This is a genomic window from Frateuria terrea (assembly GCF_900115705.1).
Lineage (GTDB): Bacteria > Pseudomonadota > Gammaproteobacteria > Xanthomonadales > Rhodanobacteraceae > Frateuria_A > Frateuria_A terrea.
Genome location: NZ_FOXL01000004.1, coordinates 379,127 through 405,567 on the forward strand (window position 1 = coordinate 379,127; position 26,441 = coordinate 405,567).

Annotated in this window: 21 protein-coding genes and 2 tRNA genes; 8 read left to right on the top strand and 15 right to left on the bottom strand. The window is 67.1% G+C overall.

Going from position 1 to position 26,441, the window contains the following annotated elements; translation table 11 throughout:
- Positions 1-37: 37 nt before the first annotated feature.
- The 3 genes from BMZ38_RS08220 to msrA all read left to right on the top strand — a co-directional run bounded on the left by BMZ38_RS08220 (position 38) and on the right by msrA (position 1,605).
- Positions 38-424: a PRC-barrel domain-containing protein gene (locus tag BMZ38_RS08220; RefSeq protein WP_091336234.1), complete on the top strand. Its 387-nt coding sequence runs from the start codon at positions 38-40 to the stop codon at positions 422-424.
- A 94-nt stretch (positions 425-518) separates the two neighbouring features.
- Positions 519-731: an RNA-binding S4 domain-containing protein gene (locus BMZ38_RS08225; RefSeq protein WP_091336236.1), complete on the top strand. Its 213-nt coding sequence runs from the start codon at positions 519-521 to the stop codon at positions 729-731.
- A 172-nt stretch (positions 732-903) separates the two neighbouring features.
- The gene (gene msrA, locus BMZ38_RS08230; protein WP_091336238.1) at positions 904-1,605 is read left to right on the top strand and encodes a peptide-methionine (S)-S-oxide reductase MsrA; all 702 of its coding nucleotides are present in this window, start codon (positions 904-906) and stop codon (positions 1,603-1,605) included.
- A 201-nt stretch (positions 1,606-1,806) separates the two neighbouring features.
- On the opposite strand, the gene BMZ38_RS08235 is transcribed toward msrA, so the two are convergent.
- From BMZ38_RS08235 to BMZ38_RS08245, 3 genes are all read right to left on the bottom strand, one after another.
- Positions 1,807-4,530 (bottom strand): putative bifunctional diguanylate cyclase/phosphodiesterase, encoded by a 2,724-nt coding sequence (locus BMZ38_RS08235; protein WP_425431867.1) that lies wholly within the window; start codon positions 4,528-4,530, stop codon positions 1,807-1,809.
- Positions 4,531-4,614: 84 nt separating this feature from the next.
- Positions 4,615-5,391: an iron-containing redox enzyme family protein gene (locus BMZ38_RS08240; protein ID WP_091336242.1), complete on the bottom strand. Its 777-nt coding sequence runs from the start codon at positions 5,389-5,391 to the stop codon at positions 4,615-4,617.
- Between the two features lie 259 nt (positions 5,392-5,650).
- A complete protein-coding gene (locus tag BMZ38_RS08245; protein ID WP_091336244.1) occupies positions 5,651-7,204 on the bottom strand; it encodes an MFS transporter in 1,554 nt (517 codons plus the stop codon).
- A 113-nt stretch (positions 7,205-7,317) separates the two neighbouring features.
- Between BMZ38_RS08245 and BMZ38_RS08250 the strand changes: the two genes are divergently transcribed.
- Complete coding sequence (locus tag BMZ38_RS08250; RefSeq protein WP_091336246.1) at positions 7,318-8,580, top strand: multidrug effflux MFS transporter; 1,263 nt, start codon at positions 7,318-7,320, stop codon at positions 8,578-8,580.
- Between the two features lie 36 nt (positions 8,581-8,616).
- Here the strand turns inward: BMZ38_RS08250 and BMZ38_RS08255 are convergent, their stop codons facing one another.
- From BMZ38_RS08255 to BMZ38_RS08270, 4 genes are all read right to left on the bottom strand, one after another.
- Positions 8,617-10,278: a GMC family oxidoreductase gene (locus tag BMZ38_RS08255; protein WP_091336248.1), complete on the bottom strand. Its 1,662-nt coding sequence runs from the start codon at positions 10,276-10,278 to the stop codon at positions 8,617-8,619.
- Positions 10,275-10,859, bottom strand: coding sequence for a gluconate 2-dehydrogenase subunit 3 family protein (locus BMZ38_RS08260; RefSeq protein WP_175483704.1), 585 nt, complete (start codon positions 10,857-10,859; stop codon positions 10,275-10,277). The genes BMZ38_RS08255 and BMZ38_RS08260 overlap by 4 nt, the downstream gene beginning before the upstream one ends.
- Before the next feature lie 403 nt (positions 10,860-11,262).
- Positions 11,263-11,685, bottom strand: a complete 423-nt coding sequence (locus tag BMZ38_RS08265) for a VOC family protein (protein ID WP_091336252.1) — start codon at positions 11,683-11,685, stop codon at positions 11,263-11,265.
- A gap of 129 nt (positions 11,686-11,814) precedes the next feature.
- Positions 11,815-12,639: an N-acetylmuramoyl-L-alanine amidase gene (locus BMZ38_RS08270; RefSeq protein WP_091336254.1), complete on the bottom strand. Its 825-nt coding sequence runs from the start codon at positions 12,637-12,639 to the stop codon at positions 11,815-11,817.
- A 200-nt stretch (positions 12,640-12,839) separates the two neighbouring features.
- Here BMZ38_RS08270 and BMZ38_RS08275 point away from each other — a divergent pair, with 200 nt between their 5' ends.
- From BMZ38_RS08275 to BMZ38_RS08285, 3 genes are all read left to right on the top strand, one after another.
- Positions 12,840-15,104, top strand: coding sequence for a penicillin acylase family protein (locus BMZ38_RS08275; RefSeq protein WP_091336256.1), 2,265 nt, complete (start codon positions 12,840-12,842; stop codon positions 15,102-15,104).
- 93 nt (positions 15,105-15,197) lie between these two features.
- Positions 15,198-15,857 (top strand): DsbA family oxidoreductase, encoded by a 660-nt coding sequence (locus BMZ38_RS08280; RefSeq protein WP_091336258.1) that lies wholly within the window; start codon positions 15,198-15,200, stop codon positions 15,855-15,857.
- 174 nt (positions 15,858-16,031) lie between these two features.
- Positions 16,032-16,838 carry an alpha/beta fold hydrolase gene (locus BMZ38_RS08285; protein WP_091336260.1) on the top strand — a complete coding sequence of 269 codons (807 nt, stop codon included), beginning with the start codon at positions 16,032-16,034 and terminating at the stop codon, positions 16,836-16,838.
- On the opposite strand, the gene BMZ38_RS08290 is transcribed toward BMZ38_RS08285, so the two are convergent.
- Both BMZ38_RS08290 and BMZ38_RS08295 read right to left on the bottom strand, forming a co-directional pair.
- Positions 16,835-17,539: a glutathione S-transferase N-terminal domain-containing protein gene (locus BMZ38_RS08290; protein WP_091336261.1), complete on the bottom strand. Its 705-nt coding sequence runs from the start codon at positions 17,537-17,539 to the stop codon at positions 16,835-16,837. The genes BMZ38_RS08285 and BMZ38_RS08290 overlap by 4 nt on opposite strands.
- 105 nt (positions 17,540-17,644) lie before the next feature.
- Positions 17,645-18,361, bottom strand: a complete 717-nt coding sequence (locus BMZ38_RS08295; protein WP_091462022.1) for a hypothetical protein — start codon at positions 18,359-18,361, stop codon at positions 17,645-17,647.
- 201 nt (positions 18,362-18,562) lie between these two features.
- Between BMZ38_RS08295 and BMZ38_RS08300 the strand changes: the two genes are divergently transcribed.
- Positions 18,563-19,345 (top strand): enoyl-ACP reductase FabI, encoded by a 783-nt coding sequence (locus BMZ38_RS08300; protein WP_091336266.1) that lies wholly within the window; start codon positions 18,563-18,565, stop codon positions 19,343-19,345.
- Between the two features lie 156 nt (positions 19,346-19,501).
- Here the strand turns inward: BMZ38_RS08300 and BMZ38_RS08305 are convergent, their stop codons facing one another.
- The 6 genes from BMZ38_RS08305 to clpX all read right to left on the bottom strand — a co-directional run bounded on the left by BMZ38_RS08305 (position 19,502) and on the right by clpX (position 26,366).
- On the bottom strand, positions 19,502-21,409 hold the full coding sequence (locus tag BMZ38_RS08305; protein WP_091336268.1) for a SurA N-terminal domain-containing protein: 1,908 nt from the start codon (positions 21,407-21,409) through the stop codon (positions 19,502-19,504).
- A gap of 81 nt (positions 21,410-21,490) precedes the next feature.
- Positions 21,491-21,567, bottom strand: a tRNA-Asp gene (locus BMZ38_RS08310).
- A 7-nt stretch (positions 21,568-21,574) separates the two neighbouring features.
- Positions 21,575-21,649: transfer RNA gene (locus BMZ38_RS08315), tRNA-Val, on the bottom strand.
- Positions 21,650-21,670: 21 nt separating this feature from the next.
- On the bottom strand, positions 21,671-21,943 hold the full coding sequence (locus BMZ38_RS08320) for an HU family DNA-binding protein (protein WP_091336270.1): 273 nt from the start codon (positions 21,941-21,943) through the stop codon (positions 21,671-21,673).
- 331 nt (positions 21,944-22,274) lie between these two features.
- Positions 22,275-24,779: an endopeptidase La gene (gene lon / locus BMZ38_RS08325; protein WP_091336271.1), complete on the bottom strand. Its 2,505-nt coding sequence runs from the start codon at positions 24,777-24,779 to the stop codon at positions 22,275-22,277.
- Positions 24,780-25,070: 291 nt separating this feature from the next.
- Entirely contained in the window at positions 25,071-26,366 is a 1,296-nt protein-coding gene (gene clpX / locus BMZ38_RS08330) for an ATP-dependent Clp protease ATP-binding subunit ClpX (protein WP_091336273.1), read from the bottom strand.
- Positions 26,367-26,441: the final 75 nt, after the last annotated feature.

The window sequence follows — 26,441 nt, forward strand, 5'->3', positions numbered from 1 at the left end:
CCGACGACGTTTCCTTCCCACCGCCCAGGAGACCGCCATGACCATCCAGTCGACCGGCTACAACACCGCCAACACCAACCGCGCAGGCATGGGCACCGGCCCTGTGCTGGCTTCCAGCACGCTCAATGGCGAGAACGTGCGCAACGCTTCGGGCGAAGACCTGGGCGAGATCAAGGACCTGATGATCGACACCGCCAGCGGCACCATCCAGTACGCGGTACTGTCCTTCGGCGGATGGCTCGGCATGGGCGACAAGCTGTTCGCGGTGCCGTGGAATTCCATGCGGCTGGACACCGAGAACCACTGCCTGGTGCTGGACGTATTGAAAGACCGCCTGAAGGACGCCCCCGGCTTCGACAAGGATCACTGGCCGGACTTCGCCGATACCACGTTCACCAACCGCATCAGCAGTTATTACCACTGAGCGGCCTGGCTGACCCGCGAGGGCGCCACTGCGGCGCCCTCCGTCGCGCGTGCTCCCGTACACTGGCGCCCCCGCCAGCCAGCGCCCGCCACCCATGCAGCGACTCACGTTCCAGCTCGACCGCGACCACGTGGAACTCAACCAGTTGCTCAAGCTGAGCGGATTGTGCGACAGCGGTGGCGCCGGCAAGGCGCTGGTCGCCAGCGGCGCCGTCCACGTCGATGGACAGCGCGAACTGCGCAAGACCTGCAAGATCCACGCGGGCCAGACCGTAAGCCTCGGGGACGTGGAAATCCGCGTGCTCTGACCGGCGCGGTGCCTCTTCCCGTGAGGAAGCGCTTCGAGTCGGGGACCGCACTCGTCGCCGCTGTGGAAACCGCCGGCATGGTCTTGCGGGAGCAAGGATGCGGATGAAGTAACCGCCGCGCCCTCGCCAGCGAACACATCACAGCTCCCTGTGATCTGCGAGAGGTGCTTCCATGATCCGCCGATGGTTCGTGCTGCTCCCGCTGGCCGGCGCCTTGCTGGCCGGTTGCGGCGTTTCCGGTTCCGCTGCGGCGGACGGCGTCGCCCGCTTGCCCGACGCTCGTTTCGATCCGGCGCCGGCCCACTCCGGCGAACAGGTCGCGGTGTTCGCCGGCGGCTGCTTCTGGGGCGTGGAGGCGGTATTCGACCACGTACGCGGCGTGCGCAAGGCCTGGTCCGGTTACGCCGGCGGCTCGGCCGACACCGCAACCTATGAGCAAGTCAGCGACGGCGACACCGGGCATGCCGAGTCGGTCAAAGTCGTCTACGACCCGCGCAAGGTGAGCTATGGCCAGTTGTTGAAGGTGTTTTTCGCCGTCGCCCACGATCCCACCCAGCGCAACCGCCAGGGACCTGACGTCGGCAGCCAGTACCGCTCGGTAATCTTCTACGCCACGCCGCAGCAGCAGCAGGTGGCCAATAGCTATATCGCCCAGCTCACGGCCGTCCACGCCTTCGATGCACCGATCGTCACCCAGGTGGTGCCCCTGAAGGGCTTCTACACGGCCGAGGCCTATCATCAGAACTATGCCGCGCTGCACCCGGACAATCCCTACATCGCATACAACGATGCCCCCAAGGTCGCCCACCTGAAGCAATGGCTGCCGGCGCTGTATCGCCCTCAGGTACAGACGGTCGATGTGCAATTGCGTTGAGGACGCTTTCCGATGACAGCGGAGCGCGCATCCGCGCCTGCCCCGATCGGCGCGCGCGTGCATCCTCCGGGGATTGCGTTCCGGATTTGATCCAGACGACGGCCGTTGCAGCGATGCCGGGAACGTAGTGAGCTGCGGGCCACCGCCGCGCCATGTCGAGGTTGCGGCCTGGAATATGCCCGGCCTGCGTCCACTGCGCGGTCAGCGCGTCGGTGGGACCAGCCGCAGGCGCGCGCTGCCGGGGCGCTGGCCAGGGCGCAGCATGCGTTCGATCTCGGGCACTTCCAGCGCCCGCGCGTAAAGGTAGCCCTGGCCTTCGGTGCAGCCGGCGCGCAGCAGGAACTCGTGCTGCGCCTCGGTCTCGATACCTTCGGCGATGGCGCACAGGCCCAGCCGCTTGGACAGCGCCAGCATCGCCTCGACGATGGCCGCGTCGTGCGAGCTCCCCGGCAGGCCATCGACGAAACTCTTGTCGATCTTGAGGAAGGCGATCGCCGGCAGCTTGAGGTAGGCCATCGACGAATACCCGGTACCGAAGTCGTCGATGGCCACGCCCACGCCCAGCGCATGCAGCGCGTTCATGGTGCGCTCCATCTCGTCGCCCAGGCGCAGGATCGCGCCCTCGGTGATTTCCAGCAGCAACCGTTGCGGTGCGACGCGCTCGGCCACCAGCCAGCGGCGCACTTCCTCCGCGAAATGCGGCGCGCCGTAGGAAGCGGCCGAGATGTTCACTGCCACGCGGATCGGCGGCATGCCCTCCTCGTCCCATTGGCGCATCTGGCGGGCGACTGCCTGCAGTACCCAGTCGTCGACATGGCGGATCAGGCCGAGCTTTTCGGCCATCGGGATGAACTCGCCCGGCGAAACCTCGCCGCGCGCGGGATGGCGCCAGCGCAGCAGCGCCTCGACCGCCACCACCTTGCCGTTGCGCATGTCCACGCTCGGCTGGAAGACCAGCCGGAATTCGCCACGGGCCAGAGCCTGGCGCAGCTCCGCCGCCAGCGCGAGGCGCTTGCGCGCGTCGGCCTGCATTATCGGCGAGTACAGGCGATAGGTGTTGCGCTCCTGCGTTTTGGCCGCGTACATCGCCGCGTCCGCGTTGGCAATGAGCGTGACCGGATCGCTGCCGTCCAGCGGGTAGCCCGCGATGCCGATGCTGGCGCTCAGGGCGACTTCGTAGTCGCCCACCTTCATCGGCTCGCCCAGCACCGCGAGCAGGCGTTGCGCCAGCGCGCTGGCCTGCTCGCGCGACACCAGCCGGCCGATCATCACGGTGAATTCGTCGCCGCCGATGCGCCCGGCCACGTCGTGTTCGCCCAGGCCGCGCGTGATGCGCTCGGCCACGTGCACCAGCAGGCGGTCGCCGATGGCGTGGCTGTAGCTGTCGTTGACGACCTTGAACGCGTCCAGGTCGATGAAAAGCACCGCCACCGCGCCGTGGTCACGGTCGGCGGCGGCGATCGCCTGCGCGCACTGGCGCTCGAATTCGGCACGATTGGCCAACCCCGTCAACGGATCATGCGTGGCCAGGTGTTCCAGCCGTCGCTGGTTGGCCTTGGTGGTGCTGATGTTGGTGAATACCGCGACGTAGTGCTGCACGCGTTCGTCGGCGTCACGGATCACGCTGATGCTGAGCAGTTCGGGATAGACGCTGCCGTCGGCGCGCTGGCTGTGCACTTCGCCCAGCCAGTTGCCGCCGGCGTCCAGCGTGTCCCACACCGATGCCGGCAGCGGCGAGTCGTCGGCCAGCCGGCGCGTCTCGTCGAAGCGGCGCCCCTGCACGTCCTGCAGGGTCAGGCCGGTGATTGCCGCGTGCGCCGCATTGACCGAGAGCACCCGGCGGTCGGCGTCGGCGATGATCACGCCCTCGGCGATGCTGGCCAGCGCCTCGGCGGCGATGCGCCGCTCCTGTTCCAGGCTCAACCGCTCGGAAATGTCGCGCACGATCGCCTGGCGCACCGCGCGGTCGCCCCAGCGGACCAGGCTGCTTTGCGTTTCCACTGGCCGGCCCCGCCCGCTGCGTTCGCGCAGCGTGCCCTGGGTGATGCCCTCGCCGCGCGGCTTGCCGCGCTCGAACAGCGCGGCAAACGAGGTGCCGATGAGTTCCTGCGTGCCGTGGCCGGTCCATTCGACGGCCTTGTGGTTTGCATCCAGGATGTGGCCGCACTCCTCGTCCACCATGACGATGGCGTCGGCGGCACGGTCGAACAGCAGCCGGTAGCGCTCCTCGGTGCCGCGGATGCCGGCCAGCACGCGCCGCGCCATCCACAGCCACAGCAGCGTGGCCAGGCAGGTGGCGCCGAAGATGGTCGAATAGAGCACGCGCCCCATCCATACCGCGCCATGGGCGACCTCCTGCGAGAACGTCTTGGCGCGCGGTTCGATGAAGTCATTGAGGGCGCGGATGCGCGCCTGCTGCCGCGCGATGCTGGCGGCGTCCATCCCATCGCGCGCGTGGGCCGCCTCCAATTGGTGGGCGATCACGTCCAGTTCGGCCACCTGGCGATCGGTCGAGCGCCACGCCGCCAGCGCCTCCTTCATGTAAGGCGCCGAAGCGAAATGGTCGAGCATGAAGATCACGCCCGGCACGGCGGCCTGCATCGTGTTGACCTTCACCAGCGCGTCGCCCACGGCGGAGCGGTCGTAGTCGCCGGTGGCCACCACGTCGCGGGTCCACTGGTCGATGTGCAGGATCTCGTAGTTGCGGCGGTAGGCGGCCAGGTCGGCCGGGTTGCCGCTGGCGGCATAATTGCGCAGGTCGATCACCGCCTGTTTCTGCGCCTTGGACCAGATGCTCTCGCCGTTGAGGAAACCGGCGAGAGCAACCTGGACCTCCAGCGCGCCCCAGGTGAACGCCAGGATCAGCCCGATGACGGCTGCAAGTCCCCATGCCAGCGGCAGCAAGCGCCGTGGCAGTGAGTGCAAGCTAGGCACGGCTGCAGGCATTCAATCCCTATCCTGTGGCTGACCCGCGCATTCTACGGGCGATTGTTCACCTTACATGCTCTATCAAGCCGCCTCCTCGTTCACGGTTCCGTAAACGCGGCTGCGATCGACACACCGGTCGGCCAGGACCCGCATGCCTATGTAACTGCGCCTGACACACTCGGTGAGGTGGTCCACTTCATCGGCAACGGGCGCATTTCCCTTGAGCGTACACACGATCTCCAGCGCCTCCCACGGGTGGGTGTCGTCGTAGGCGGCATGCAATTGCAGCCAGCGCAGGCTCTGCACCCGCTTGTCGGTGGGCAGGCTCTGGGCATAGCTGGCGCTGTCGTAGATCAGTTGCGACCACTCGCCGGTGGCGCCTTCCACGGCGTAGTTGGTCGCCACGATGCCGGCGGCGAGACTGTCGTCCCGGCTGACCTCCTCGCACCAGTCGGCCAGCACCTGGCTGCCCGGCGCGCGTTCGCCGTACAGCACCTCCCAGCGCGCCACGCCGGCGCCCTCGGCCCAGTTGAGCCAGTACTCGGCGTGGTTCTGCTCGACCCGGATGTTGCGTACCAGCCAGCGCCGGGCCAGGTTGTCGCCCGGGCTGCGGCCGTACTGGGTCTTGAGCAGGTTGCGGGCCATGTAGGCGGGAAAACGCTCGATCACCGGCCAGATGCCCGCCATGAAGTCGCGGGTGCCCTGGCGGGGCAGCCGCACTTCACGCATCAGGTCCCACAGCTCGTGGCGGATCACGCTCTGCTTGGCCTCCTCGCAGGCGCCCACCATGTCCTGCGCCCATTGCGGGTAGCTGGACAGTTCGGTCAGGGGACCGGTGCGTTCGAAACGATTGTTCATTACGGTTTCTCCTCTCGGGGTTTTTGCTGCGAGGCAGTCCGGGCCACCCAGGCACAGGCGCCCGCTTCTCCGGCCGCAGCGCGCCGGAGAAATCCATGCTTTCAATGGGCTGTCTCATGTATGGCGAATGGGCACGCGCCGGCGAGGCGCGTTCACGCCCGAGCGAGAATGAGTCGATGAATCAATGGGCCATCTTCTCGCCGAACGACCTCGCCTGCATCAAAAGGGGGCAATCGGCCCGGCTGTGATCCCCGGGCGCCTACCCGCGTTCGCGCGCACGCTGTTCGGCCGCGAGCGCGGAGGCCACGTCGCGGGCATAACTGCGGGTGGTGCGCACCAGCAGTAGCACGCCGGCAACGGCGAGCGGGGCGAGCATCAGCAGGAAGGTGTGGTCCAGACCCGTCGCACCCATACGGGCCGTGGCCGCGCTGCCCGTCGCCGCGCCCGCGGCGGCGCTGCCGGTGGCCACCGCGCCGGCCATGCGCGCGGAAACGTAGCCGAACAGCGGCGGCGCCACGGCTTCCAGAGCGAAGCGGAAGGTCGCGCGCACGCCCTCGGCCCGCCCCCACAGGGCCGAGGGCATGACGTCCAGGCGTGCGGCGTCCACCGCCGGGTTGGCCCCGCCGATCCCCGCCGCGGCAAGGAAAAAGAACGGACCTGCCAACCAGAGTGTGCTGACCAGCAGACCCGGCAGGAAAGCGGCCGTAGCCAGGAGATAGGCGCCCGCCGCCACCAGCACGCGCCCGGTGAGCCGGCCACGGTCGATCAGCCCGTCGCCCAGTCGTCCGGCCAGCAGCACGCCGACGATCGCACCCAGGCCGATCAGCACCGCCAGGCTGCTGGCGGCGGACTGGCTGAGTCCGAAGCGCCCACGCATGAACACGATGGCGAACGTGCGCAGGCCGGTGAAGTAGAAGTAGCCCAGCGCCGAGGCGGCGATCAGCGTGCGGTACGTGGGCACCGCCAGTACGTAGCGCACTGCGCGCCACAGCGAAGCGGTGGCCGGGTTCATTGTCATCAACGCGTGGCGCGGACGCACGCCGCGCCAGCGGATCACCCGCCGCAGCGAGCCGCGAGACGGCGCCTCGCCTGCCGTGGCCTCGCCGCCGCGCGGCACCCGGCGGGCGCCAACCGGGATGCGGCTCTGTCCACCACGCGCCGGTTCGGGCAGGCAGCGCCACAGCACCGCCGCCAGCACGAAACCCAGCCCCGCCAGCACGAAGAAGGCGACGCGCCAGGACCACCATGCTGCGACGTTGCCTGAGACCAGGAAGCCAAAAGCCACGCCCAGCAACTCGCCCGCCAGCACATAGCCGAAGATGCGGCCGCGCTCGCCAGGCCGGAAGAAATCGCCGGTGAGCGAGGTCACCGCAGGCGAGGCCACCGAAGCGACCACGCCCAGCGCCAGGCGACTGAGCAGCAGTAACGGGTAGGACGGCGCCAGGCCGCTGGCGACCATGGTCGCCGACCACACCACCAGCGCAACGGCCAGCAGGTGCACGCGCCGCACGCGATCGACCAGCGCGCCGAAGGGCAGCGTCGTCACCGCGGCGACGGCGGTCGATGCGGTCACCAGCCAACCCAGTTGCAGGTTGCCGATGTGCAGGGCAGCTTCAATCGGCGTCGCTACCGCGCCGACGGTCGCCTTGTCGGCCGCATCCAGCGACAGCACGCAGGCCAGCAGCACGATTACCTTCAGCCGCGCCGGACCGCCGGCCAGGTCCTGCAGTGGCCGCTCGATGTCCTGGCGCAGCCAGCGGCGCAACTTTCCGGCGCGCGCGGCCGCGTGGGCGTCGCTGTGGATTGGGGCCATGCCTGCCTGGTCCTGTGCGTGGAGTGGCAGGCCATTGCCCGTCGCGCGCCTCACGAAACGTTTTCGGGCAACCGTCAATCGTGGCCGTCTGACCCGTCGCAAGATCCGCCGCCATGTCCAGCCTGCCCGCCGATTCCGGCACCCGCTCCGCCAACGCTGCGTCAACGGCCTCCGCTGGCCACGCCCGGATGGCGCGGCCGGCGCTGCCCCTGCTGACGTTCATGATGGCGCTGGCACCGTTCGGCGACACCGAGTACACCCCGGCCATGCCCGCCATCGCGCAGACGCTGCACACCGACTACGGCGTCGTGCAACTGACCATGGCCTTCTACCTGGCCGGCTCGGCGGTCAGCCAGCTGGGTTACGGACCACTGGCCGACCGCTACGGGCGGCGGCCGGTCATGCTTGGGGGCACGGCATTGCTTAGCGTGGGCTTCCTGCTCAGCATGGTCTGCTTCTCGATCTGGCCGCTGTTGGCGAGCCGTCTCGTGCAGGGTCTGGGTGCCAGTGCCGGCGGCGTGGTCGCCGATGCGACGGTCCGCGACGCGTTCCCGGCCGACCGGCGCCAACGCGTGTATGCCAAGTTGAATGCTGCCTTCGCGCTGGCGCCTGCGATCGGGCCCGTCGCCGGGGCGTATCTGGTGCGGGCGCTGGACTGGCGCGCCAACTTCGCCGTTCTGGCCGCGCTTGGAGCGATGCTGTGGGTCGCGGTATGGCGATGGCTGCCGGAAACCCATCCGCACCCCGACCGCCGCGCGATCCGCCCGCTCCACCTCTGGCTCACCTGGCGCCGCATCCTCGGCACGCCGCGCTTCCTGCTTTTCGCCCTGCTGGGCGGATGCAGCATCGGCGTGGTCTACACGGCCCTGATCAGCGCGCCGGAGCTGGTGATCAACCTGCTCGGCGAAGGCAGCGGCGCTATCGCCATCGTGGCGGCCTCGATCCTGGTGGCTTTCGTCACCGGGGCCGCGGCCTGCGTGTGGATGACCACGCGGGTGGCGCATGCGTTGATCGTCGCCGGCGGCCTGGGCCTCCTGCTCGCCGGTTCGCTCGGCCTGCTGGCCGTCGCGCTGCTGCTCGGCACCCGCGGCGCCCTGGTGGCCTTCCTGCTACCGATCAGCGTGTGCTTCTGCGGCGTGGGACTGGTGGTTCCGGTGACCACCGCCAAGGCGATGGCGCCGTTTCGCCGCACCGCCGGCAACGCCGCATCGCTGCTGGGCTTCATCCGGATGGGCGTGGCTGCGATCGCCACCATCGCGATGAGCGTGCTGCACCGGGGCACGGTGCTGGACATTCCGATCGTCTTCCTGGCGCTCTCGGCGCTCGCCGTGCTCGTGTTCGGCGGCTACCTGCTGCTCGAGCGGCGCGCCCGCTGATCACGCGGCGGCGGCGGGAGAGAACCCTCCCGCTGGTCAGATGGCGCCCTGGCGCGCGGCCTGGCCGATCCGGTCGGCGGCACGGAAGGCCAATGCCTGGATCGTCATGGTCGGCTGCCCGCGGCCGGAGGTGACGAAGCTGCTGCCGTCGCAGAGGAACAGGTTGCGCACGTCGTGCGTGCGGTGGTCACGGTCCACCACCGACGTCGCCGGATCGTCGCCCATGCGGCAGGTGCCGAGCAGGTGCACGAAGACCGCGTCGGTGTCGCTGACGGGCAGGCGCCAGACCTTCTTCGCACCGGCCGCGTGCAGCACCTCCTCCGCGCGATCGGCCAGGAAGTTCATGGTCTTAACGTCGTCCGGGTGAAAGCGGAAGGTCGTGCGCAATGCCGGACGGCCCCATTTGTCCTTGAGCGTGGGATCCAGGCTGATGCTGTTGCTGCGCACAGGCAGTGAGGTACTGTGGCACTCCACTTCCATCGAATGGGTGGGGTAGTCGTGCAGCGCGCGGGTGAAGCCTTCGCCCCAGTGGGGCGTGTCGGCATCAGTCGGCATCGCCACGAGGGCGAACATCATCGGCCCGAAGGTCATGCGCCCGTCGAAGCCGCCACCACCATAGAAGCCGCGTCGTGCATCGGCGTCGTAGAAGTCGTGCACGAGGCGGGTGACCTGCACGCTCTTGTACTCGTTGAGCGGATGCTCGAACAGGCCATAGACCGAGGCGTTGCCGTTGGGCATCAGGTGCGTGCCGACCATGCCGCTGGAATTGGCCAGGCCGTGCGGAAAGCGCGAGTTCCCGGACAACAGCAGCAGGCGCGTGGTCTCCGCACCGTTGGCCGACAGGATCACCGCCCGGGCGCGCTGGCGCTGTTCGGTGCCCTGGCCGTCCCAATAGACCACGCCGGTGGCGCGCCCGCGCGCGTCGATCTCCACGCGGTGCGCCACCGCGCCGGTGCGCACTTCGCAGCGCCCGCTGGCGACCGCCTTCGGGATCATCGTGACCAGGGCGGAGGACTTGGCGCTGTACTCGCAACCGTAGTTTTCGCAGTAGCCGCAGTGCTGGCAGGCCGGGCGCCCGTCGTACGGTCTCGAGGCAATCGCCATCGGCGCCGGCTGCGGATGCCAGCCCATCGCCCGCGCGCCCTTTTCCAGCAATACACCGGACGACTTGATCGGCAACGGCGGCATCGGATAAGGCTTCGATCGCGGCGGATCGAACGGGCCCGGCGCGCCCGAGACGCCCACCTCCCAGTCGACCTTGGTGTAGTAAGGCTCCATCTCCTCGTAGCTGATCGGCCAGTCGGCGAAATCGGCCCCGGGGATGTCGCCCCAGCGCGTGTGCTCCTTGAAGTCGACCGGATGGAAGCGCCAGTAGTTGGCCGTGAAGTGCACGCTGGAGCCGCCCACGCCGTGGACGTAGATCACCGGCGGCGGCGTCATGCTGAGCTTGGCCGTCTCGTGCGGGTCGTGGCGAAGCGACTGGGGCGAGTCCTTCAGGCCACCGCACATGTCCATCAGCATCCAGTTGCCGTACTCGTCGTGCCTGAAGTCGGACGGATGCCGCCAGGGCCCCTGCTCCAGCACCACCACGTCGAAGCCGGCGGTGGACAGTTCCTTCGCCAGCACGCTGCCCGAAGGGCCCGAACCGACGATCACGAAATCGACCGCCTGGTGGGTGGAATAGGTGCGCATCTTCATGGCGCCGCCTCCCGGTGCCCGTGCGTCCACTGCGCGTCGTACCAGCCGAACGGCGGCTGCCAGCGCATGCGCTGCTCGATCTGCGCGAGCTTCCAGCCGACGCCGTCGCGATTGCCGCCGTACTGCGGCGCCGAGAAAGTGCCGCAGATCGCCAGCATGGAAGCGGTGTGGAAGAACGGGCTCTTGTCGACCGCACGCAGCAGCATGTCCTGCGCGGCAGCCGGCAGGTCGGCGAAACCGGTGCTGCCCGGATACCCCGTCCGTGCGGAAACGTCGAGCTTGTCCAGGCCGGCAAGCAGCACGTCCCTGAGCCCGGCGGCGGGACCTTCGAGGGCAAGGTCGGCAAAGTGCACTGCGCCCGCTGCCGTGGCACCCGGCAGGCCGTCCACCGGCGGGATGACCCGATCGAGCACCGCCGCCAGTGCGCGGCCCTGCGCCTGGGTGAGGTTGGTGAAGGCGGCCCCATCAGTGGCGGCCTCGCGCGCCGCGGCGCCGATCGCGGCCAGCCAGGGGCCGGACAACAGGGCCCAGGCCGCCCCCAGGCCGCCCGCGGCAAGAAACTCGCGGCGGCTGAGGCCCATACCCGTCGTCGCGGTTCTCGGCGCCCCGATATCCATTGCATCGCGCGTATGCATGGTCGTCACCCCGCGACGAAAACCAGCCCACGGAATCGGTACTTGCCAGCCAACGGCTCAGCGTGTGCTTCGTGCGGTGCAGCCCGCGTCAAGGTTGATCGCAGGGGCGCGACAGGCCACTGGCCGGGCGTGCACGCGGACACCTGTTCGACCACTGGCTGATCCCGAGCGCGAGTCCCGACCTGCTCGAGCGGCCTCGGCAGGCCGGTGCTCGGCCGGCTCTCGCAATGGCCGCTGCCACCCGATCCGGCCGACGTACGGCCGCGCTGCTATGCGCAGGGGACAGACGCTGAGATACCCGGGCATGGAGCCCGACGGAGGCCTCTTGCCCCGCTTGCCCGCGGCAGGCTCAGCCCTTGGTCCCGGCAACGACCATCCATGCCACGCCGAAGCGGTCGCTCACCATGCCGAAGCTGGAGGCGAAGAAGCTGGGGCCGAGCGGCTGCTCCACCTGGCCCCCCTGCGCAAGCGCCTCGAACAGCTGGCGGGCCTGGTCGTCGTTGTCCGCACTGATGGAGAGGGAGACTCCCTTGAACTGCGGATGCCCGGAGGCGAAGCCATCCGAGGCCATCACCACGGTCTGCCCGATCTGCAGCGCCGCATGCATCACCTTGTCCTGGGGTGGTGCCGAACCGTCTGGGCAGCTGGCCTCGCCCTGCGGGGCGTCGCGGTAGTGCATGAGCGCGAGCACCTGCGCGCCGAGCGCGTCACGGTAAAACGCCACGGCTTCCTCGCAACGGCCGTCGAAAAACAGATAGGGCTGCACTTGCATGGGAATGTCCTCGTCGATGGGTCGGATGGGCGGCGCCCGCAAACGCGGCTGCCGTTACGGCGACGAACGGGACCGCGTAAAAACGACAGGGTATGGGGGCACCGCGTCGTCCGCACCCACCGACGGCACCTACTCGTGGTCCGACGATATACCGGCGCCCGGGGCAAGCGGGCCCGGCGCGGGCACCGGTTCCAGGGTCAGCTGGCGCGACAGCGCATACAGCACGCGCAGGTCCTGCGTGTCGAGCGCATCGCCATCCATGCCACGGAAGTGATGATGGAAGGACCGGACGGCAGCGGGTCGGTCGTCCAGCGGGTAACCGACCAGCGCCAGCGCCATCCACGGATCGAACCCGGGGGGCGGGTCGACCAGCGGGCCGCGCGGCCACAGGCCGTAGCCGGCTTCGGCCAGCCGCTGCCAGGGGAACAACGGGCCTGGGTCGTCCTTGCGACCGGGAGCGAGGTCCTCGTGGCCGATGATCTGCGTGGGCGGGATGTGCAGCCGCGTGGTGAGGTCGGCGAGCAGGCGCAGCAGACTGTCAATCTGGGCCGGAGCGAAGGGCGAATGGCCGTCGTTGTCCAGCTCGATGCCGATCGAGGCGGAATTGAGATCGGTGATGGTGCCCCAGCGGCCCGGCCCGGCCTGCCAGGCGCGGTTGCTGTCGGCCACCAGTTGGTAGATCCCGCCGTCGCCGCCGATCAGGTAGTGCGCGCTCACCGGCCCGCCGCTGTTGGCGGTGCGCAACGTGTGCAGGCTTTCCTGCACCGAGCTCTGGTCGGTGAAGTGGATCACGATGGCGACCGGCCTGCGCTGGTCGTAGTTGGGCGACGGCACCCAGCGGGCCATCGGATTGCGTACCGGACCGCAGGCGGCCAGGCCTGCCAGCAGCAGCACCAACGACAGGAGACGGCTTGCGCGAAGCAGGGTCGCGCACCGGGGGCGGGAAAAGGACACGGCATTTGTCTGGGTGACGGGAAAGCACCGAACCTGCCGCAGGCAACCGGGGTGCGTCAAGCCTTGGTCTTGCGTGGAGCGAAGCAGGTCTAAGTGCCGGGCGGTTCATCGCACCGTTGCCTGCTATGGTTGCCTGCGACGTCGGGTCGGCTCGGTTGTACGCGGCCTCGCCCGGCCCAGCCAACGAAGGGGAGTCGCACATGCCTGCCACGATCGCATCCAAGCTGGTCCATGCCCTGCTCCGCCCTACGCTGCGCGCGCTGCCTATCGCCATGCTGTTCGCGTTCGGGCCGGTCGGCACCGCTCACGCGGGCACCGCCGAGCAGGCGCGCTGGAAGCAGGAAGCGCAGGCGGTGACGATCACCCGCGACGACTGGGGCATCGCCCACGTGCATGGCAAGACCGACGCCGACGCAGTCTTCGGCATGGTCTACGCGCAGGCCGAGGACGACTTCAACCGCGTGGAGACCAACTACCTCAACTCGCTTGGCCGACTGGCCGAGGCCGAGGGCGAACAGGCGCTCTGGTCGGACCTGCGCCGGCAGCTCTTCATCGATCCGGTGGAGTTGAAGAAGCTCTACGCGCAAAGCCCGGATTGGCTCAAGCAGCTGATGAATTCCTGGGCCGACGGGCTCAACTACTACCTCGCCACCCATCCTGACGTGCATCCGCGCGTGATCACCCACTACGAGCCGTGGATGGCGCTGAGCTTCACCGAGGGCAGCATCGGCGGCGATATCGAACGGGTTTCTCTTAAGGACCTGCAGGCGTTCTACGGCAAACCGGAAGATGCCCCGGTGCCGGTGGCGGCGGCCGAAGCGCACCCGAGCTGGGTCGAACCCACCGGGTCCAACGGCATCGCCATCGCGCCGAAACTGACCGCCGACGGGCACGCGTTGCTGCTGATCAACCCGCATACCTCATTTTTCTTCCGCTCCGAACTGCAGATGACTTCCGATGCCGGCCTGGATGCCTACGGCGCGGTGACCTGGGGCCAGTTTTTCGTCTATCAGGGTTTCAACCACCACATCGGCTGGATGCATACCTCCACCGGCGCGGACGTGGTGGACGAATTCGCCGAGACCATCGAGCACAAGGACGGCAAGGCTTACTACCGCTACGGCAAGGAGTTGCGGCCGGTGACCGAGCGCCAGATCACCCTGTCCTACCGCGCGAAGGACGGCTCGATGGCCAAGCGCAGCTTCCCCGCCTACTTCACCCACCACGGCCCGATCGTGCGCGAAGCCGTCAACGACAAAGGCGATCGCAAGTGGATCGCCGAAGCGCTGATGAACCGGCCGATCCCGGCGCTGGAGCAGAGCTGGCTGCGTACCAAGGCGCACGACTACGCCAGCTACATGAAGGTGGCCGAGCTGAAGGCCAACTCGTCCAACAACACGCTGTTCGCCGACGACAAGGGCGAGATCGCCTACCTGCACCCGCAGTTCATCCCCAAGCGTGATGACCGCTTCGATTACACCAGGCCGGTGGACGGCTCCGACCCGGCCACCGACTGGCACGGCCTCACGCCACTGGACCAGGCGCCGCACGTGCTCAACCCGCCCAACGGCTGGGTCTTCAACACCAACGACTGGCCTTACTCCGCCGCCGGCAAGTACAGCCCGAAGAAGGCGGACTTCCCGCACTACATGGACACCTTCGGCGAGAACCCGCGCGGCCTGCACGCCACCCGCGTGCTGACCGGCAAGGAAGGCTTCACCCGAGCCTCGCTGATCACCGCCGCGTTCGACTCCTACCTGCCGGCGTTCGCGCGGCAGGTCCCGATCCTCATCGCGGACTACGACGCCCTGTCGGCGAGCGACCCGCTCAAGAAGAAGCTGGCGGGACCGATCGCCATGCTGCGCCACTGGGACTACCGCTGGGGCATCGCTTCGATGCCGACCTCGCTAGCGGTGTTCTGGGGCGACACGCTGTGGGATGAAGTGAGCAAGGCCGACACTGCCGAAGGTCTGTCGATCTACGACGCCATGGCCGAGAAGGCCGGCTCGAAGACACGGCTGCATGCCTTGCTGGAAGCCGTCGATCGCCTGCAAAGGGACTTCGGCCACTGGGGCGTGGCTTGGGGCGAGATCAACCGCTTTCAGCGCATCAACGGCGACCTGGTGCAGCCCTTCGACGACAGCAAGCCGAGCATCCCGGTGCCCTTCACCTCCTCGCGCTGGGGCTCGCTGGCCTCCTTCGGCGCGCACCGCTGGCCCGGTACGAAGCGCTACTATGGCACCAGCGGCAACAGCTTCGTCGCGGTGGTGGAGTTCGGCCCCAAGGTGAGCGCGCGCGCGATCACCGCCGGGGGCGAGAGCGGGCATCCCCAGTCGCCGCACTTCAATGACGAGGTCGAGCGCTACACCACCGGCAACCTGCGCGAGGTGTACTACTGGCCCGAGCAGTTGAAAGGCCACACCGAGCAGGTCTACCACCCCGGCAGAGGCAGGAACGTCCCGTAGAAACGCACAGCGTGTGCTCCCACGGGGCCGGCGGCCGATTGACATCGCGATGGGCAGGCTCCATCTAACGTATCGACCAACGCCGGGACAGCCATGAGTACGCCCATCCCACTGCGCATCGACTTCGTTTCCGACGTCTCGTGCCCCTGGTGCGCCGTCGGCCTCGCGTCGCTCGAGCAGGCGCTCGGCCGCCTTGAGGGCACCGTACAGGCGGATATTCACCTGCAGCCGTTCGAACTCAACCCGCAATTGCCCTCCGGTGGCGAGGACGCCACCGGGCATCTGATGCACAAGTACGGCATCGACATGGCGCAGGTGGAAGCCAACCGCGGGGTGATCCGCGAGCGGGCGGCGGCGGTGGGTTTCGCGTTCAACATGGGTATCGGCAGCCGTGTCTACAACACCTTCGATGCGCACCGCCTGCTGCACTGGGCGGAGCTCGAGGGCCGCCATCTGGCGCTCAAGAAGGCGCTGCTGCACGCCTACTTCACCGACGGCGAGGACGTGGCCTCGCACGACGTGCTGGTCCGCCTGGCCGCCGAGGCGGGGCTGGATAGCGACCAAGCGCGCAATATCCTGGAAGACGGCGCCTATGCCGACGAGGTGCGCACGCAGGAGCGATTCTTCCAGCAGCGTGGCATCCGTTCGGTGCCGGCGACCATCGTCAACGGCATCCACCTGATTCCCGGCGGGCAGCCGCCTGAGGTGTTCGAACAGGCCTTGCGCGAGATCGCCGCGTCGGCGGACGGCTGACCGGAAATCGGCGGCCCGGGCGCCTCGTGCGAGACCGCGCTCGAGGCATGGGGAGCGTCCACCGCGGGTTCTGTCGCGTACAAGGCTTCGGACGGACCGTGCCGCCGCCGCGCGGCGCGATCTTCATCTCTGCCGGCGCACGCTGGCGCCTTGCCGCTCCGCCGGAGCCCTTCCATGCGCCTGCACCCGCCCGTCCTGTTGAGTTCCCTGGCCGCCCTGTTGCTGGCCGCCTGCAGCGCGGGCGGCGACATCACCCGTCCCATCCCCACGCGGTGGGTGTCCGCCACGCAAACCCCGCACCGGCTGGTCGTGATGCTGCCCGGGCGTGGCGACGACCTTCAATCGCTGGGCAAGCGCGGCATCGCGCAGACGATCCATCGGCACTGGCCGGACGCGGACGTGGTCCTGACCGGCCTCACCATGCCCTTCTACCGCGAAGGCCGTGCCGCGCAGCGCCTGCACGATGAGGTCCTCGCCGTGGCCCGCCGGCGGCACTACGACCAGGTCTGGCTGATGGGCATCTCGCTGGGTGGAATGGGGGCGCTGCTGTACGACCGGGCCTATCCGGGCGAGATCGACGGCATGCTGCTGATCTCGCCCTACCTGGGCGACAAGGCCATCTACCGCGAAATCCAGGCTGCCGGCGGGCTGGATCGCTGGCAACCCGGGCCCGTGCAGGCGCTCAGCGAGGCAAACTACCAGCGAGAGCTATGGCGCTACGTCCAGGGCTGGTCGGGCCATCCCGGACGCACGGCTTCGATATGGGTGGCCTACGGCGACAGGGAGCGCTTTCGGGACCGCATCGCATTGCTGGCTGGCCAGCTGCCGCCGGGCCACGCGTTCGAACTGCCGGGGCACCACAACTGGACGCTGTGGCAGCCGGCGGCGGCGACGCTGCTGGAGCATGCCCGGGAGAAGCCTGTGCCGTCGAAAGCCGTCCGGGCGGTTAGCGCGCGGAGCGAAAAACAGACCAGGGACTAGCCCCGACCGGGTATCAGCAACCCACGTTCAACGGCCGGGCGCGCCAGCCCTCGTTCCAGCCACGCCGGCACGTTCGACAGCTCGTCGAAATGCACCAGGTCGCGCGCCTCGTAGAACCCGACCAGGTTGCGAACCCAACCCAGTGTGGCGATGTCGGCAATACTGTAGTCCTCGCCCATCAGCCAAGGCCGCTCGTCCAGGCGCGCCTCCAGCACGCCGAGCAGGCGGCGCGATTCATCCACGTAGCGATTGAGCGGACGCTTGTCCTCGTACTCGCGCCCGGCGAATTTGTGGAAGAAGCCCACCTGCCCGAACATCGGGCCGATCGACGCCATCTGGAAAAACACCCACTGGATGGTCTCCCAGCGCAGCACGGGGTCGGACGAGAGGAACATCCCGCTCTTGTCGGCGAGGTAGAGCAGGATCGCGCCAGACTCGAACAGGCCGAGCGGTTCGCCACCAGGACCGTCCGGGTCGATGATCGCGGGGATCTTGCCGTTGGGATTGAGCGAGAGAAACTCGGGCGTCCGGTTCTCGTCGCGCATGATGTCGACCAGGTGCGGCTCGTATGCCAGCCCGGTCTCTTCCAGCATGATCGAGACCTTCACGCCATTGGGCGTGTTGAGCGAATACAGCTGGATGCGGTCCGGATGCCGTGCCGGCCAACGCGCAGTGATCGGAAAGGCGGACAGGTCGGGCACGGCGATTCCTCATTCGGAGTCCAGCCATGCAAGGTGGGGGCGCCACCGGCCAGCGCAACGCTTGGCGCCAGGATTGGACACACAGGCGCATGCAGGCAGCGATATTCAGCGCGCCTCGACGCGCCGCGCCGACCCCGGCACGCCCGCAACTGCAGCGTCGACGCCCTCTTCCAGCAATGCCACGGCGCGCGCCTGCCGACGCAAAGTCTCCCAGCGGAGCCAGCCGGCAGCGATCGCCATGCCGCCGAAGGTAAGCGGGCCACCGGGCCACGAGTGGGACTTGAATACGTTGATCCCGAAGCTGGCGATCGCCAGCAGCAGCACAGGCAACCAGCCGTGTCCGGCACGTTTCAGCGAGATCGCCCCGGCCACCGCGCCGAACGACAGCGCTACCCGGCCGATCAGGCCCATCCACGGCGCATCGGTGAAGCCCCGGCCGCCAAGAACCGGGTCGAACCAGAGTGCGTCGATCATGTCGCGCCATGACTCCGGATCGCCCGAGGCCAACGCGCCCTTCACCAACAGGCCGACCACCAGCCCCGCAGCAGTGTCGAACACGGTAAAGGCGATCGCAAACACGAACATGCCCGCCCTGCACAGCCACGCCGCCCAGTCCTTCCGGTCCCGCACCAGCATGGCCGTCGACAGGGCCGCGAGGGGGAACAGCGGGATCTGCGCGTAATGCACGAGCATCCACCTGTTGACGTCCAGGCCGAAGAGGTCGTGCGGATGCGGGTGAAGCATCTCGACGATCGCCAGCACCAGGGGGGCGGCAACGACCACGGCGATCGCATGCCACGCCCGTGAGGCAGTCACGTTCATGAGGGTCCGCGGGAGCATGCTGGGCGGCAGGCGCATGGCGGGCAACCTATCCGGCGCCGGGTCTACGCCATGTCGTGGCGCGACCGCTCAACCGTGGCGCCCGGCAGCAATGAAAGCGCGGGCAGGCGGCCTACGGACCCCGGCACGCTGCTAAAATCATGCGGCTGCGCCACCGGGCGCGCCACAACTCTTGGAGGACGCATGGGATTCCTGCACGGCAAGCGTGCCCTGATCGTCGGCATCGCCAGCCAGCGCTCGATCGCCTGGGGCATTGCCAACGCGATGCATCGTGAAGGTGCGCAACTGGCCTTCACCTATCAGAACGAGCGGCTGAAGGACCGCGTCGACGAGGCGGCGAACGCCTTTGGCTCCAATATCGTGCTTCCCTGCGACGTGGCGCAGGACAGCCAGATCGAGCAGATGTACGCCGAGCTCGGCAAGCACTGGGACGGCTTCGACATCCTGGTGCACTCGGTCGGCTTTGCGCCGCGCGAGGCGCTTCAGGGCCAGTATCTGGACAACCTCACGCGCGAGAACTTCACCATCGCGCACGACATCTCCAGCTACAGCCTGGCCGCACTGGCCAAGGCCGCGCGGCCGATGATGGCCGGCCGTGGCGGCGCCATCCTGACGCTCACCTACCTGGGCGCCGAGCGCGCGCTCAACAACTACAACGTGATGGGCCTGGCCAAGGCCAGCCTGGAAGCGAACGTGCGCTACCTGGCCTTCAACCTCGGCCCGGAAGGGACTCGCGTCAATGCGATTTCGGCCGGCCCGATCAAGACCCTGGCCGCCGCGGGCATCGCCAACTTCCGCAAGATGCTCGACCACGTCGACGAGAACGCGCCGCTGCGCCGCAGCGTGACCATCGATGAAGTTGGCAATGTGGGCGCCTTCCTGTGCTCGGACCTGGCCTCGGGCGTGACCGGCGAGATCACCTACGTGGATGCCGGCTACAACATCCTTGGCATGACCGGCATCTGAGTACCTCTCGGGAGCAAAAAAAGGCGGCCGCATGGCCGCTTTTTTTGTCCCGGCCTAGTGCGCCCACCTTGCGCGCCCGCGGCCTTCGCCATGTGCAGTACAGAAAGCAAAGAGGCGGCCCAAGGCCGCCTCTTTGCTTGCAACCCAAGCGGAAGCTTACATCCGCTCCTTGGCGATCTTGATTTCGGTCTTGGCCTTGAGTGCGTCGATGAAGCCTTCGGTCGCAACGTCGCCGTAGGCGGCAAGCATGCTCTGGCGCAGCATCTTGCGCTGCTCCGCGGTCACCTTGGACAGGTCGCCGTCCTGCACCTTGTCCACCGCCACCAGCGCGTAGACACCCTCGGGCAGGGCCACGGCGGCAAACTGCGACTTGCCGTCCTTCGGATGCGGCAGCAGGAACGCCTGGTCGCGCAGCTGCTCGGGCAGGCCGTCCTGCACACGCAAGGTGTCCTTGGCGGTCTGCACGGCTGCGCCAGCCGACGCAGCCACCGCGTCCATCGACTCCCCCTTCTCCAGCCGTGCCAGCAGATCGTTGGCACGCTTGCTGGCGGCAGCGGCCACGCGCTCGTCGAGGATGTCCTTCTCGATGGTGTCGCGCACCTCTGCCAACGGCCGCTCCGCCGCCGGCACGTGCTTGTCGACATGGATCACCACCGAGTGGTTGTTGCCCAGGTCGATCAGGCCGGAGTTGTTGCCCTGCACCAGGACGTCGTCGGAGAACGCCGCCTTGGCGACCTTGGGGTCGGCCGCGATGCCGGTCTTTTCACCCTCGCGGGTGAACAGGCCGGTACTCTTGACCGGCAGGCCCAGTGCCTGCGAAGCGGGTTCGAGCGAGCTGGGATTCTGGTAGGTCTGGTCAGCCAGCTTGCCGGCGACTTCGTTGTACTTGCGATCGCGCTCGGCAGCCACGGCCTCCTCTTCGAGCTGGCCGCGCACTTGTTCGAAAGGCTTGGCCTGCCCGCTGCGGATGTCGCGCAACCAGATGATGTGGTAGCCCTCGTCTGACAATACCGGCTGGGAGATCTGCCCCTTTTGCAGCGAGAACAGCGCGTCGTCGAAGGCTTTGTTCGTCACGCCCTGCTCCAGCCAGCCCAGGTCACCGCCCTGGCGCTTTGAGCCGAGGTCGGTGGAGTCCTCGCTCGCCAGCTTGGCGAAGTTCTGCGGCGTGGCTTCCTTGGCGATCTTCTGCGCCTTGGCGAGGGCCGCCTTCTGCTGTGCCGGCGTGGCGTTCTTGGGAACGTCGATGAGGATGTGCGAAACCAGGCGCTGCTCCGGTTGCACGAAGCGCTGCTTCTCGTCCTCGTAGCGCTTGCGCAGGTCTTCGTCGGTCGGCGGATTGTCGGCCTTCAGGTCGGCTGCGCTTACCTCGATGTAACGGACGGCAACCTGCTCGGGCGCCATGAACTCGGCCTGGTGCTGCTTGTAGTAGGCCTGGACCTGCGCGTCGGTGATCTTGCTGTCCGTGAGCGCCGGGCGCGCCAGCATGACGTAACGCAGGTCGCGGCGCTGCAGGCGCAACTTGAGGAAGTGATCGACATCCTCGTCGGTGACGATGGTGCTGGCCGAGATGGCATCGGGCAGCAGACGGATCGCCAGCGAGGAGCGGATCTCGTCCTCGAACATCGCGGGCGTCTTGCGCTGGCCGGCAAGCACCGCCCGGTAGGTGGCGGCGTCGAACCGGCCATTCACCTGAAAGGCCTGGATGGAGGCGATCGTGTCGCGCACCGCGGCATCGGAGACACGCATGCCGAGATCGTCGTTGGCCTTGAGCAGCAACTGCTGGTCGACCATCGCATCGAGCACGCGTTCTTTCATCGCCGGTTGCTCGTAAACGCTCGGGTCGAACTGGTCGCCCATCTGCTCGCTGGCCTGCTGGCGCATCTCGTTCATGCGGTTCTGGAAATCCTGCTGGCTGATCTCCTGCTTGCCGACCTTGGCCACGAAGGTCTCGGTGCGCGAGGTGAAGTAGCCCTCGATGCCGAAGAAGGACATGGCGAACACCGCCACGCCCAGCACGACGATGGACGGCCAGCCGTGCATCTTGTCTCTCAACGACTGCAGCATGTATGGATTCCCGCGATTTAAAGCCCTGCAAGAGGCAAAGCATAAATGACAAGGGCGCCACGCGGGCGCCCTTGGAACTACTGGCGGAGTGGACGGGACTCGAACCCGCGACCTCCGGCGTGACAGGCCAGCATTCTAACCGACTGAACTACCACTCCGCGATTCTGGTGGGTGCTGTAGGGATCGAACCTACGACCCTCGCCTTGTAAGGGCGACGCTCTACCGCTGAGCTAAGCACCCGAAACCGAGCGAACTAGCCGCTCAGTTTAGGGCATCCTTGAGCGTCTTGCCAGCCTTGAACGCCGGCACCTTGGAAGCCTTGATCTTGATCGTCTCGTTGGTGCGCGGGTTGCGACCGGTACGAGCCGCGCGCTTGCGCACGGTGAAGGTGCCAAAGCCGACGACCGAGACGTCGTCACCCTTCTTCAGGGCCTTCTGCACGGTCTCGAAGAAGGCTTCAATGGCACGGCCGGCGTCGGCCTTGGTCAGCTCGGCCTTCTCGGCGATGGCATTGATCAGATCGGTTTTATTCATTGAGACACTCCCTTAAACGGTTTGCTGCCCGCGTGATCGGTCTGGGACGAGAAAACACCGCCATGAAATGGCATGACCGGCATCCCCCCGCAACCCCGCATCGCTACGCCAAATGCACGGCGCTTTGACTGCGGTGCCGCCTTTATACCAGTGCCTCACGGCGGTCCGCAATACAAGCAATACCAACGGTTCCGGCGATTTGCGGCCAATCGGAACCACTTGCAAACAAGCGCCGCAACCGCTACGGCGAAAGCCCTCGACCAAGCCTTGCCGTGAAAACGAAAGAGGCCGCCCAGTTGCGGGCGGCCTCGTCGGAGAAAGTCCTTGCGTATCAGTGTGCGCGGGTACGGTTCTCAGCCGTTTCCTCGGTCGCCGGCTCGACCGTTGCATGCTCTTCCGGGGCAGTCTCGACTGCCTGCTTGGCCGGACGCAGCGGGTGCTCCAGCGCGATGTCCAGCACTTCGTCGATCCAGCGCACCGCATGGATATCGAGCGAAGAAGTGACGTTGGCCGGGATATCCGCCAGATCCTTCTTGTTCTCTTCCGGGATGATCACCGTGGTGATGCCACCACGATGTGCGGCCAGCAGTTTTTCCTTGAGGCCGCCGATCGGCAGCACGCGACCGCGCAAGGTGATCTCGCCCGTCATCGCCACATCCGAGCGCACCGGCACCTTGGTCAGCACGGACACCAGCGCAGTGCACATGGCGATGCCTGCGCTGGGACCGTCCTTGGGTGTCGCCCCCTCGGGCACGTGGATGTGCACGTCGAGATTCTGGTAGAAGTCCGGGTCGATGCCCAACTGGTCCACGCGCGCGCGCACCACCGAGGTCGCCGCCTGGATGGACTCCTTCATGACGTCGCCCAGTTGGCCGGTGTGCACCATCCGCCCCTTGCCCGGCACTACCGATGCCTCGATGCTGAGCAGGTCGCCGCCGACCGAAGTCCAGGCCAGTCCGGTCACCAGGCCGACCTCGTTCTCCTGCTCTGCACGGCCGAAATCGAAGCGGCGCACGCCCAGGTAGTGTTCGATGTTCTCGGCCGTGACCACGACGTGCGGAGCGCCCGGCTTCTTCTTCGGCTTGGCTGCCGCCTTCGAGGCGGCCTTTGCCTTGGCCTGCTTTACCTGGCCGAGCGCAAGCTCCTTGACCACTTTGCGGCAGACCTTGGCGATCTCGCGCTCCAGGTTGCGCACACCCGATTCGCGCGTGTAGTAGCGCACGATGTCGCAGATCGCGTCCGGGGCGATGCCCAGTTCGTCCGCCTTGAGGCCGTTTGCCTTCAGCTGCTTGGGCAGCAGGTAGCGCTGAGCGATGGCGAGCTTTTCGTCCTCGGTATAGCCCGGCACGCGGATCACTTCCATGCGGTCCAGCAGCGGTCCTGGGATGTTCAGCGAATTGGCGGTGGCTATCCACATCACCTCGGAGAGGTCCAGATCGACTTCCAGGTAATGATCGTTGAAGGCGTGGTTCTGCTCCGGATCGAGCACTTCCAGCAGCGCGGACGATGGATCCCCGCGGAAGTCCATCGACATCTTGTCGATCTCGTCGAGCACGAACAGCGGGTTGCGCGTACCTATCTTGTTGAGGTTCTGCACGATGCGCCCCGGCATCGAGCCGATGTACGTGCGCCGGTGGCCGCGGATCTCGGCCTCGTCACGTACACCGCCCAGGCTCATGCGGACGAACTTGCGGTTGGTCGCCTTGGCGATCGACTGGCCGAGCGAGGTCTTGCCCACGCCGGGCGGGCCGACAAGGCACAGGATCGGGCCCTTCATGGTGTTCACGCGCTGCTGCACGGCGAGATATTCGAGGATGCGGTCCTTGACCTTCTCCAGGCCGAAATGATCGGCGTCGAGCACTTCCTGGGCCACGGCGAGATCCTTGCGCACCTTGGTCTTCTTCTTCCACGGTACGCCGATCAGCCAGTCCAGGTAGTTGCGCACGACCGTGGCCTCGGCCGACATCGGCGACATCTGCTTGAGCTTGGAGAACTCCTGCTTGGCCTTGGCCAGCACCGGCTTGGGCATGCCGGCGTCCTCGATCTTCCGCTGCAACTCCTCGATCTCGTTGACGCCTTCCTCGCCCTCGCCCAGCTCCTTCTGGATCGCCTTCATCTGTTCGTTGAGGTAGTACTCGCGCTGGCTCTTTTCCATCTGCGACTTGACCCGGCCGCGGATCCGCTTTTCCACCTGCTGCAGGTCCATCTCGCCATCGACCAGGCCGATCAGTAGTTCCAGACGCTGCCCGACGTCGGCGGTTTCCAGCACCTTCTGCTTCTCGCCCATGCGCACCGACAGGTGCGCGGCGATCGAATCGGCCAGGCGAGAAGGGTCGTCGATGCCCGACAGCGTCGCCAGCACTTCCGGCGGCAGCTTGCGGCTCTGCTTGACCAGTTGCTCGAACAGCGAGACCAGCGTGCGCGAGATCACGTCCAGCTCGCGCTCCTTGGCGCTGTAGACCGGCTCGATCACCCGCGAGCGGGCCGTGAGCATGCCCCCTTCATTGCGGTATTCCTCGATGGACACGCGTGCCTGGCCCTCGACCAGCACCTTTACCGTGCCGTCGGGCAGCTTCAGCAGCTGCAGCACGCCAGCCAGGGTGCCAACCTCGTGCAGGTCGTCCGCTGCGGGATCGTCGATGTCGGGGCTCCTCTGCGCCACCAGCAGGATCTGCCGCTCGCCTTCCATTGCATGTTCCAGCGCGCGCATGGACTTGTCGCGTCCGACGAACAGCGGGATGACCATATGGGGGTAGACCACCACGTCGCGCAGCGGCAGCACCGGGAGTGCGTCGAGCGTGGCGCCGGTAGCGGAAACGGAGGCGTGTTTTGCCATCGAAAAAGGTCCCGGGGTTTGTAAGGTTTACCCCGACACTGAGCCAGGGCTTGCGATAGGTCAAGTGGAGTCGACCCGGGCCGCCCTCAAGTCGCACGCGACATGCCGAAGCGGCTTGAGCCGTGGCTTGCAGTTTTCAAGCCAAGGCCGCGGGAGTTCCGGGAACAGGATGAAAACCGCGACGCGACGCGCTACGCGGTCGATCAAGAGACAAGCGCCTGTGTGCCTGGCTCAAAAAGCAAACGGCCCCGGCAATTGCCGGGGCCGCTGGTTCTTGACGCCATGCGTCGGTCAGGCGGCGTCGCCGCCCTCGCCCGCCACGCGCTGCTGTTGCAGGTTGCCGCGATAGATCAGGTAGGGCTCGGCCTGGCCTTCGATCACCGCGTCGTCGACCACTACCTTGCTGACGTGCTCCAGCGAGGGCAGTTCGTACATGGTGTCCAGCAATACCTGCTCGAGGATGGTGCGCAGACCGCGCGCGCCAGTCTTGCGCTTGAGCGCCTTCTTGGCGATCGCCTGCAATGCTTCCGGGCGGAACTCCAGTTCCACGCCTTCCATCTCGAACAGGCGCTTGAACTGCTTGGTGACGGCGTTCTTCGGCTCGGTAAGGATCTTCACCAGCGCCGGCTCGTCCAGCTCATCCAGGGTCGCCACGACGGGCAGGCGGCCGACGAATTCCGGGATCAGGCCGAACTTGACCAGGTCCGAGGGCTCCACTTCGGCCAGCACCTTGCCCAGGTTCTCGGTGCGCTCTTTTGAGCGGACCTCCGCCGAGAAGCCGATGCCGGTGGTTTCCGAGCGCTGCTGGATGACTTTTTCCAGGCCGGCGAACGCACCGCCGCAAATGAACAGGATGTTCTTGGTGTCCACCTGCAGGAATTCCTGCTGCGGATGCTTGCGCCCGCCCTGCGGCGGCACCGAGGCCAGCGTGCCCTCGATCAGTTTGAGCAGCGCCTGCTGCACGCCCTCACCCGACACGTCGCGGGTGATCGAGGGGTTCTCGCTCTTGCGCGAGATCTTGTCGATCTCGTCGATGTAGACGATGCCCGACTGCGCCTTGTCGACGTCGTAGTCGCACTTCTGCAGGAGCTTCTGGATGATGTTTTCCACATCCTCGCCCACGTAGCCAGCTTCGGTCAGCGTGGTGGCGTCGGCGATGGTGAACGGCACGTTGAGCAGGCGCGCCAACGTCTCGGCCAGCAACGTCTTGCCCGAACCGGTCGGACCGATCAGCAGGATGTTGGACTTGCCCAGCTCGACTTCGTCGCTCTTCTGGCGCGATTCCATGCGCTTGTAGTGGTTGTACACCGCCACTGCCAGCGCCTTCTTGGCGCGGGTCTGGCCGACCACGTACTGGTCGAGGGTCTCCATGATCTCGCGGGGCTTGGGCAGGTGGTTGCGCCCAGAGGCGGCCTTCTCCTCCAGCTCCTCGCGGATGATGTCGTTGCAGAGCTCCACGCACTCGTCGCAGATGAACACGGATGGACCCGCGATCAGCTTGCGCACTTCATGCTGGCTCTTTCCGCAGAAGGAGCAGTAGAGAATCTTGCCGCTGTCGTTGGAACGGCCCTGCCGCTCGTCGCTCATATCAGGTCCTGCCGTGTTTCGGTTGCATCGCGAGAATAGCATACGGCCCCGCGCCAGCCAGCGCCGACGCGGAGT

Coding starts and splice junctions, on each gene's coding strand:
- BMZ38_RS08250 (WP_091336246.1), top strand. CDS start 7,318: ATGTCCAGCCTGCCCGCCGATTCCGGCACCCGCTCCGCCAACGCTGCG.
- clpX (WP_091336273.1), bottom strand. CDS start 26,366: ATGAGCGACGAGCGGCAGGGCCGTTCCAACGACAGCGGCAAGATTCTC.
- BMZ38_RS08300 (WP_091336266.1), top strand. CDS start 18,563: ATGGGATTCCTGCACGGCAAGCGTGCCCTGATCGTCGGCATCGCCAGC.
- msrA (WP_091336238.1), top strand. CDS start 904: ATGATCCGCCGATGGTTCGTGCTGCTCCCGCTGGCCGGCGCCTTGCTG.
- BMZ38_RS08320 (WP_091336270.1), bottom strand. CDS start 21,943: ATGAATAAAACCGATCTGATCAATGCCATCGCCGAGAAGGCCGAGCTG.
- BMZ38_RS08240 (WP_091336242.1), bottom strand. CDS start 5,391: ATGAACAATCGTTTCGAACGCACCGGTCCCCTGACCGAACTGTCCAGC.
- BMZ38_RS08295 (WP_091462022.1), bottom strand. CDS start 18,361: ATGAACGTGACTGCCTCACGGGCGTGGCATGCGATCGCCGTGGTCGTT.
- BMZ38_RS08280 (WP_091336258.1), top strand. CDS start 15,198: ATGAGTACGCCCATCCCACTGCGCATCGACTTCGTTTCCGACGTCTCG.
- BMZ38_RS08225 (WP_091336236.1), top strand. CDS start 519: ATGCAGCGACTCACGTTCCAGCTCGACCGCGACCACGTGGAACTCAAC.
- BMZ38_RS08220 (WP_091336234.1), top strand. CDS start 38: ATGACCATCCAGTCGACCGGCTACAACACCGCCAACACCAACCGCGCA.
- BMZ38_RS08245 (WP_091336244.1), bottom strand. CDS start 7,204: ATGGCCCCAATCCACAGCGACGCCCACGCGGCCGCGCGCGCCGGAAAG.
- BMZ38_RS08285 (WP_091336260.1), top strand. CDS start 16,032: ATGCGCCTGCACCCGCCCGTCCTGTTGAGTTCCCTGGCCGCCCTGTTG.
- BMZ38_RS08265 (WP_091336252.1), bottom strand. CDS start 11,685: ATGCAAGTGCAGCCCTATCTGTTTTTCGACGGCCGTTGCGAGGAAGCC.
- BMZ38_RS08275 (WP_091336256.1), top strand. CDS start 12,840: ATGCCTGCCACGATCGCATCCAAGCTGGTCCATGCCCTGCTCCGCCCT.
- BMZ38_RS08260 (WP_175483704.1), bottom strand. CDS start 10,859: ATGGGCCTCAGCCGCCGCGAGTTTCTTGCCGCGGGCGGCCTGGGGGCG.
- BMZ38_RS08255 (WP_091336248.1), bottom strand. CDS start 10,278: ATGAAGATGCGCACCTATTCCACCCACCAGGCGGTCGATTTCGTGATC.
- BMZ38_RS08305 (WP_091336268.1), bottom strand. CDS start 21,409: ATGCTGCAGTCGTTGAGAGACAAGATGCACGGCTGGCCGTCCATCGTC.
- lon (WP_091336271.1), bottom strand. CDS start 24,779: ATGGCAAAACACGCCTCCGTTTCCGCTACCGGCGCCACGCTCGACGCA.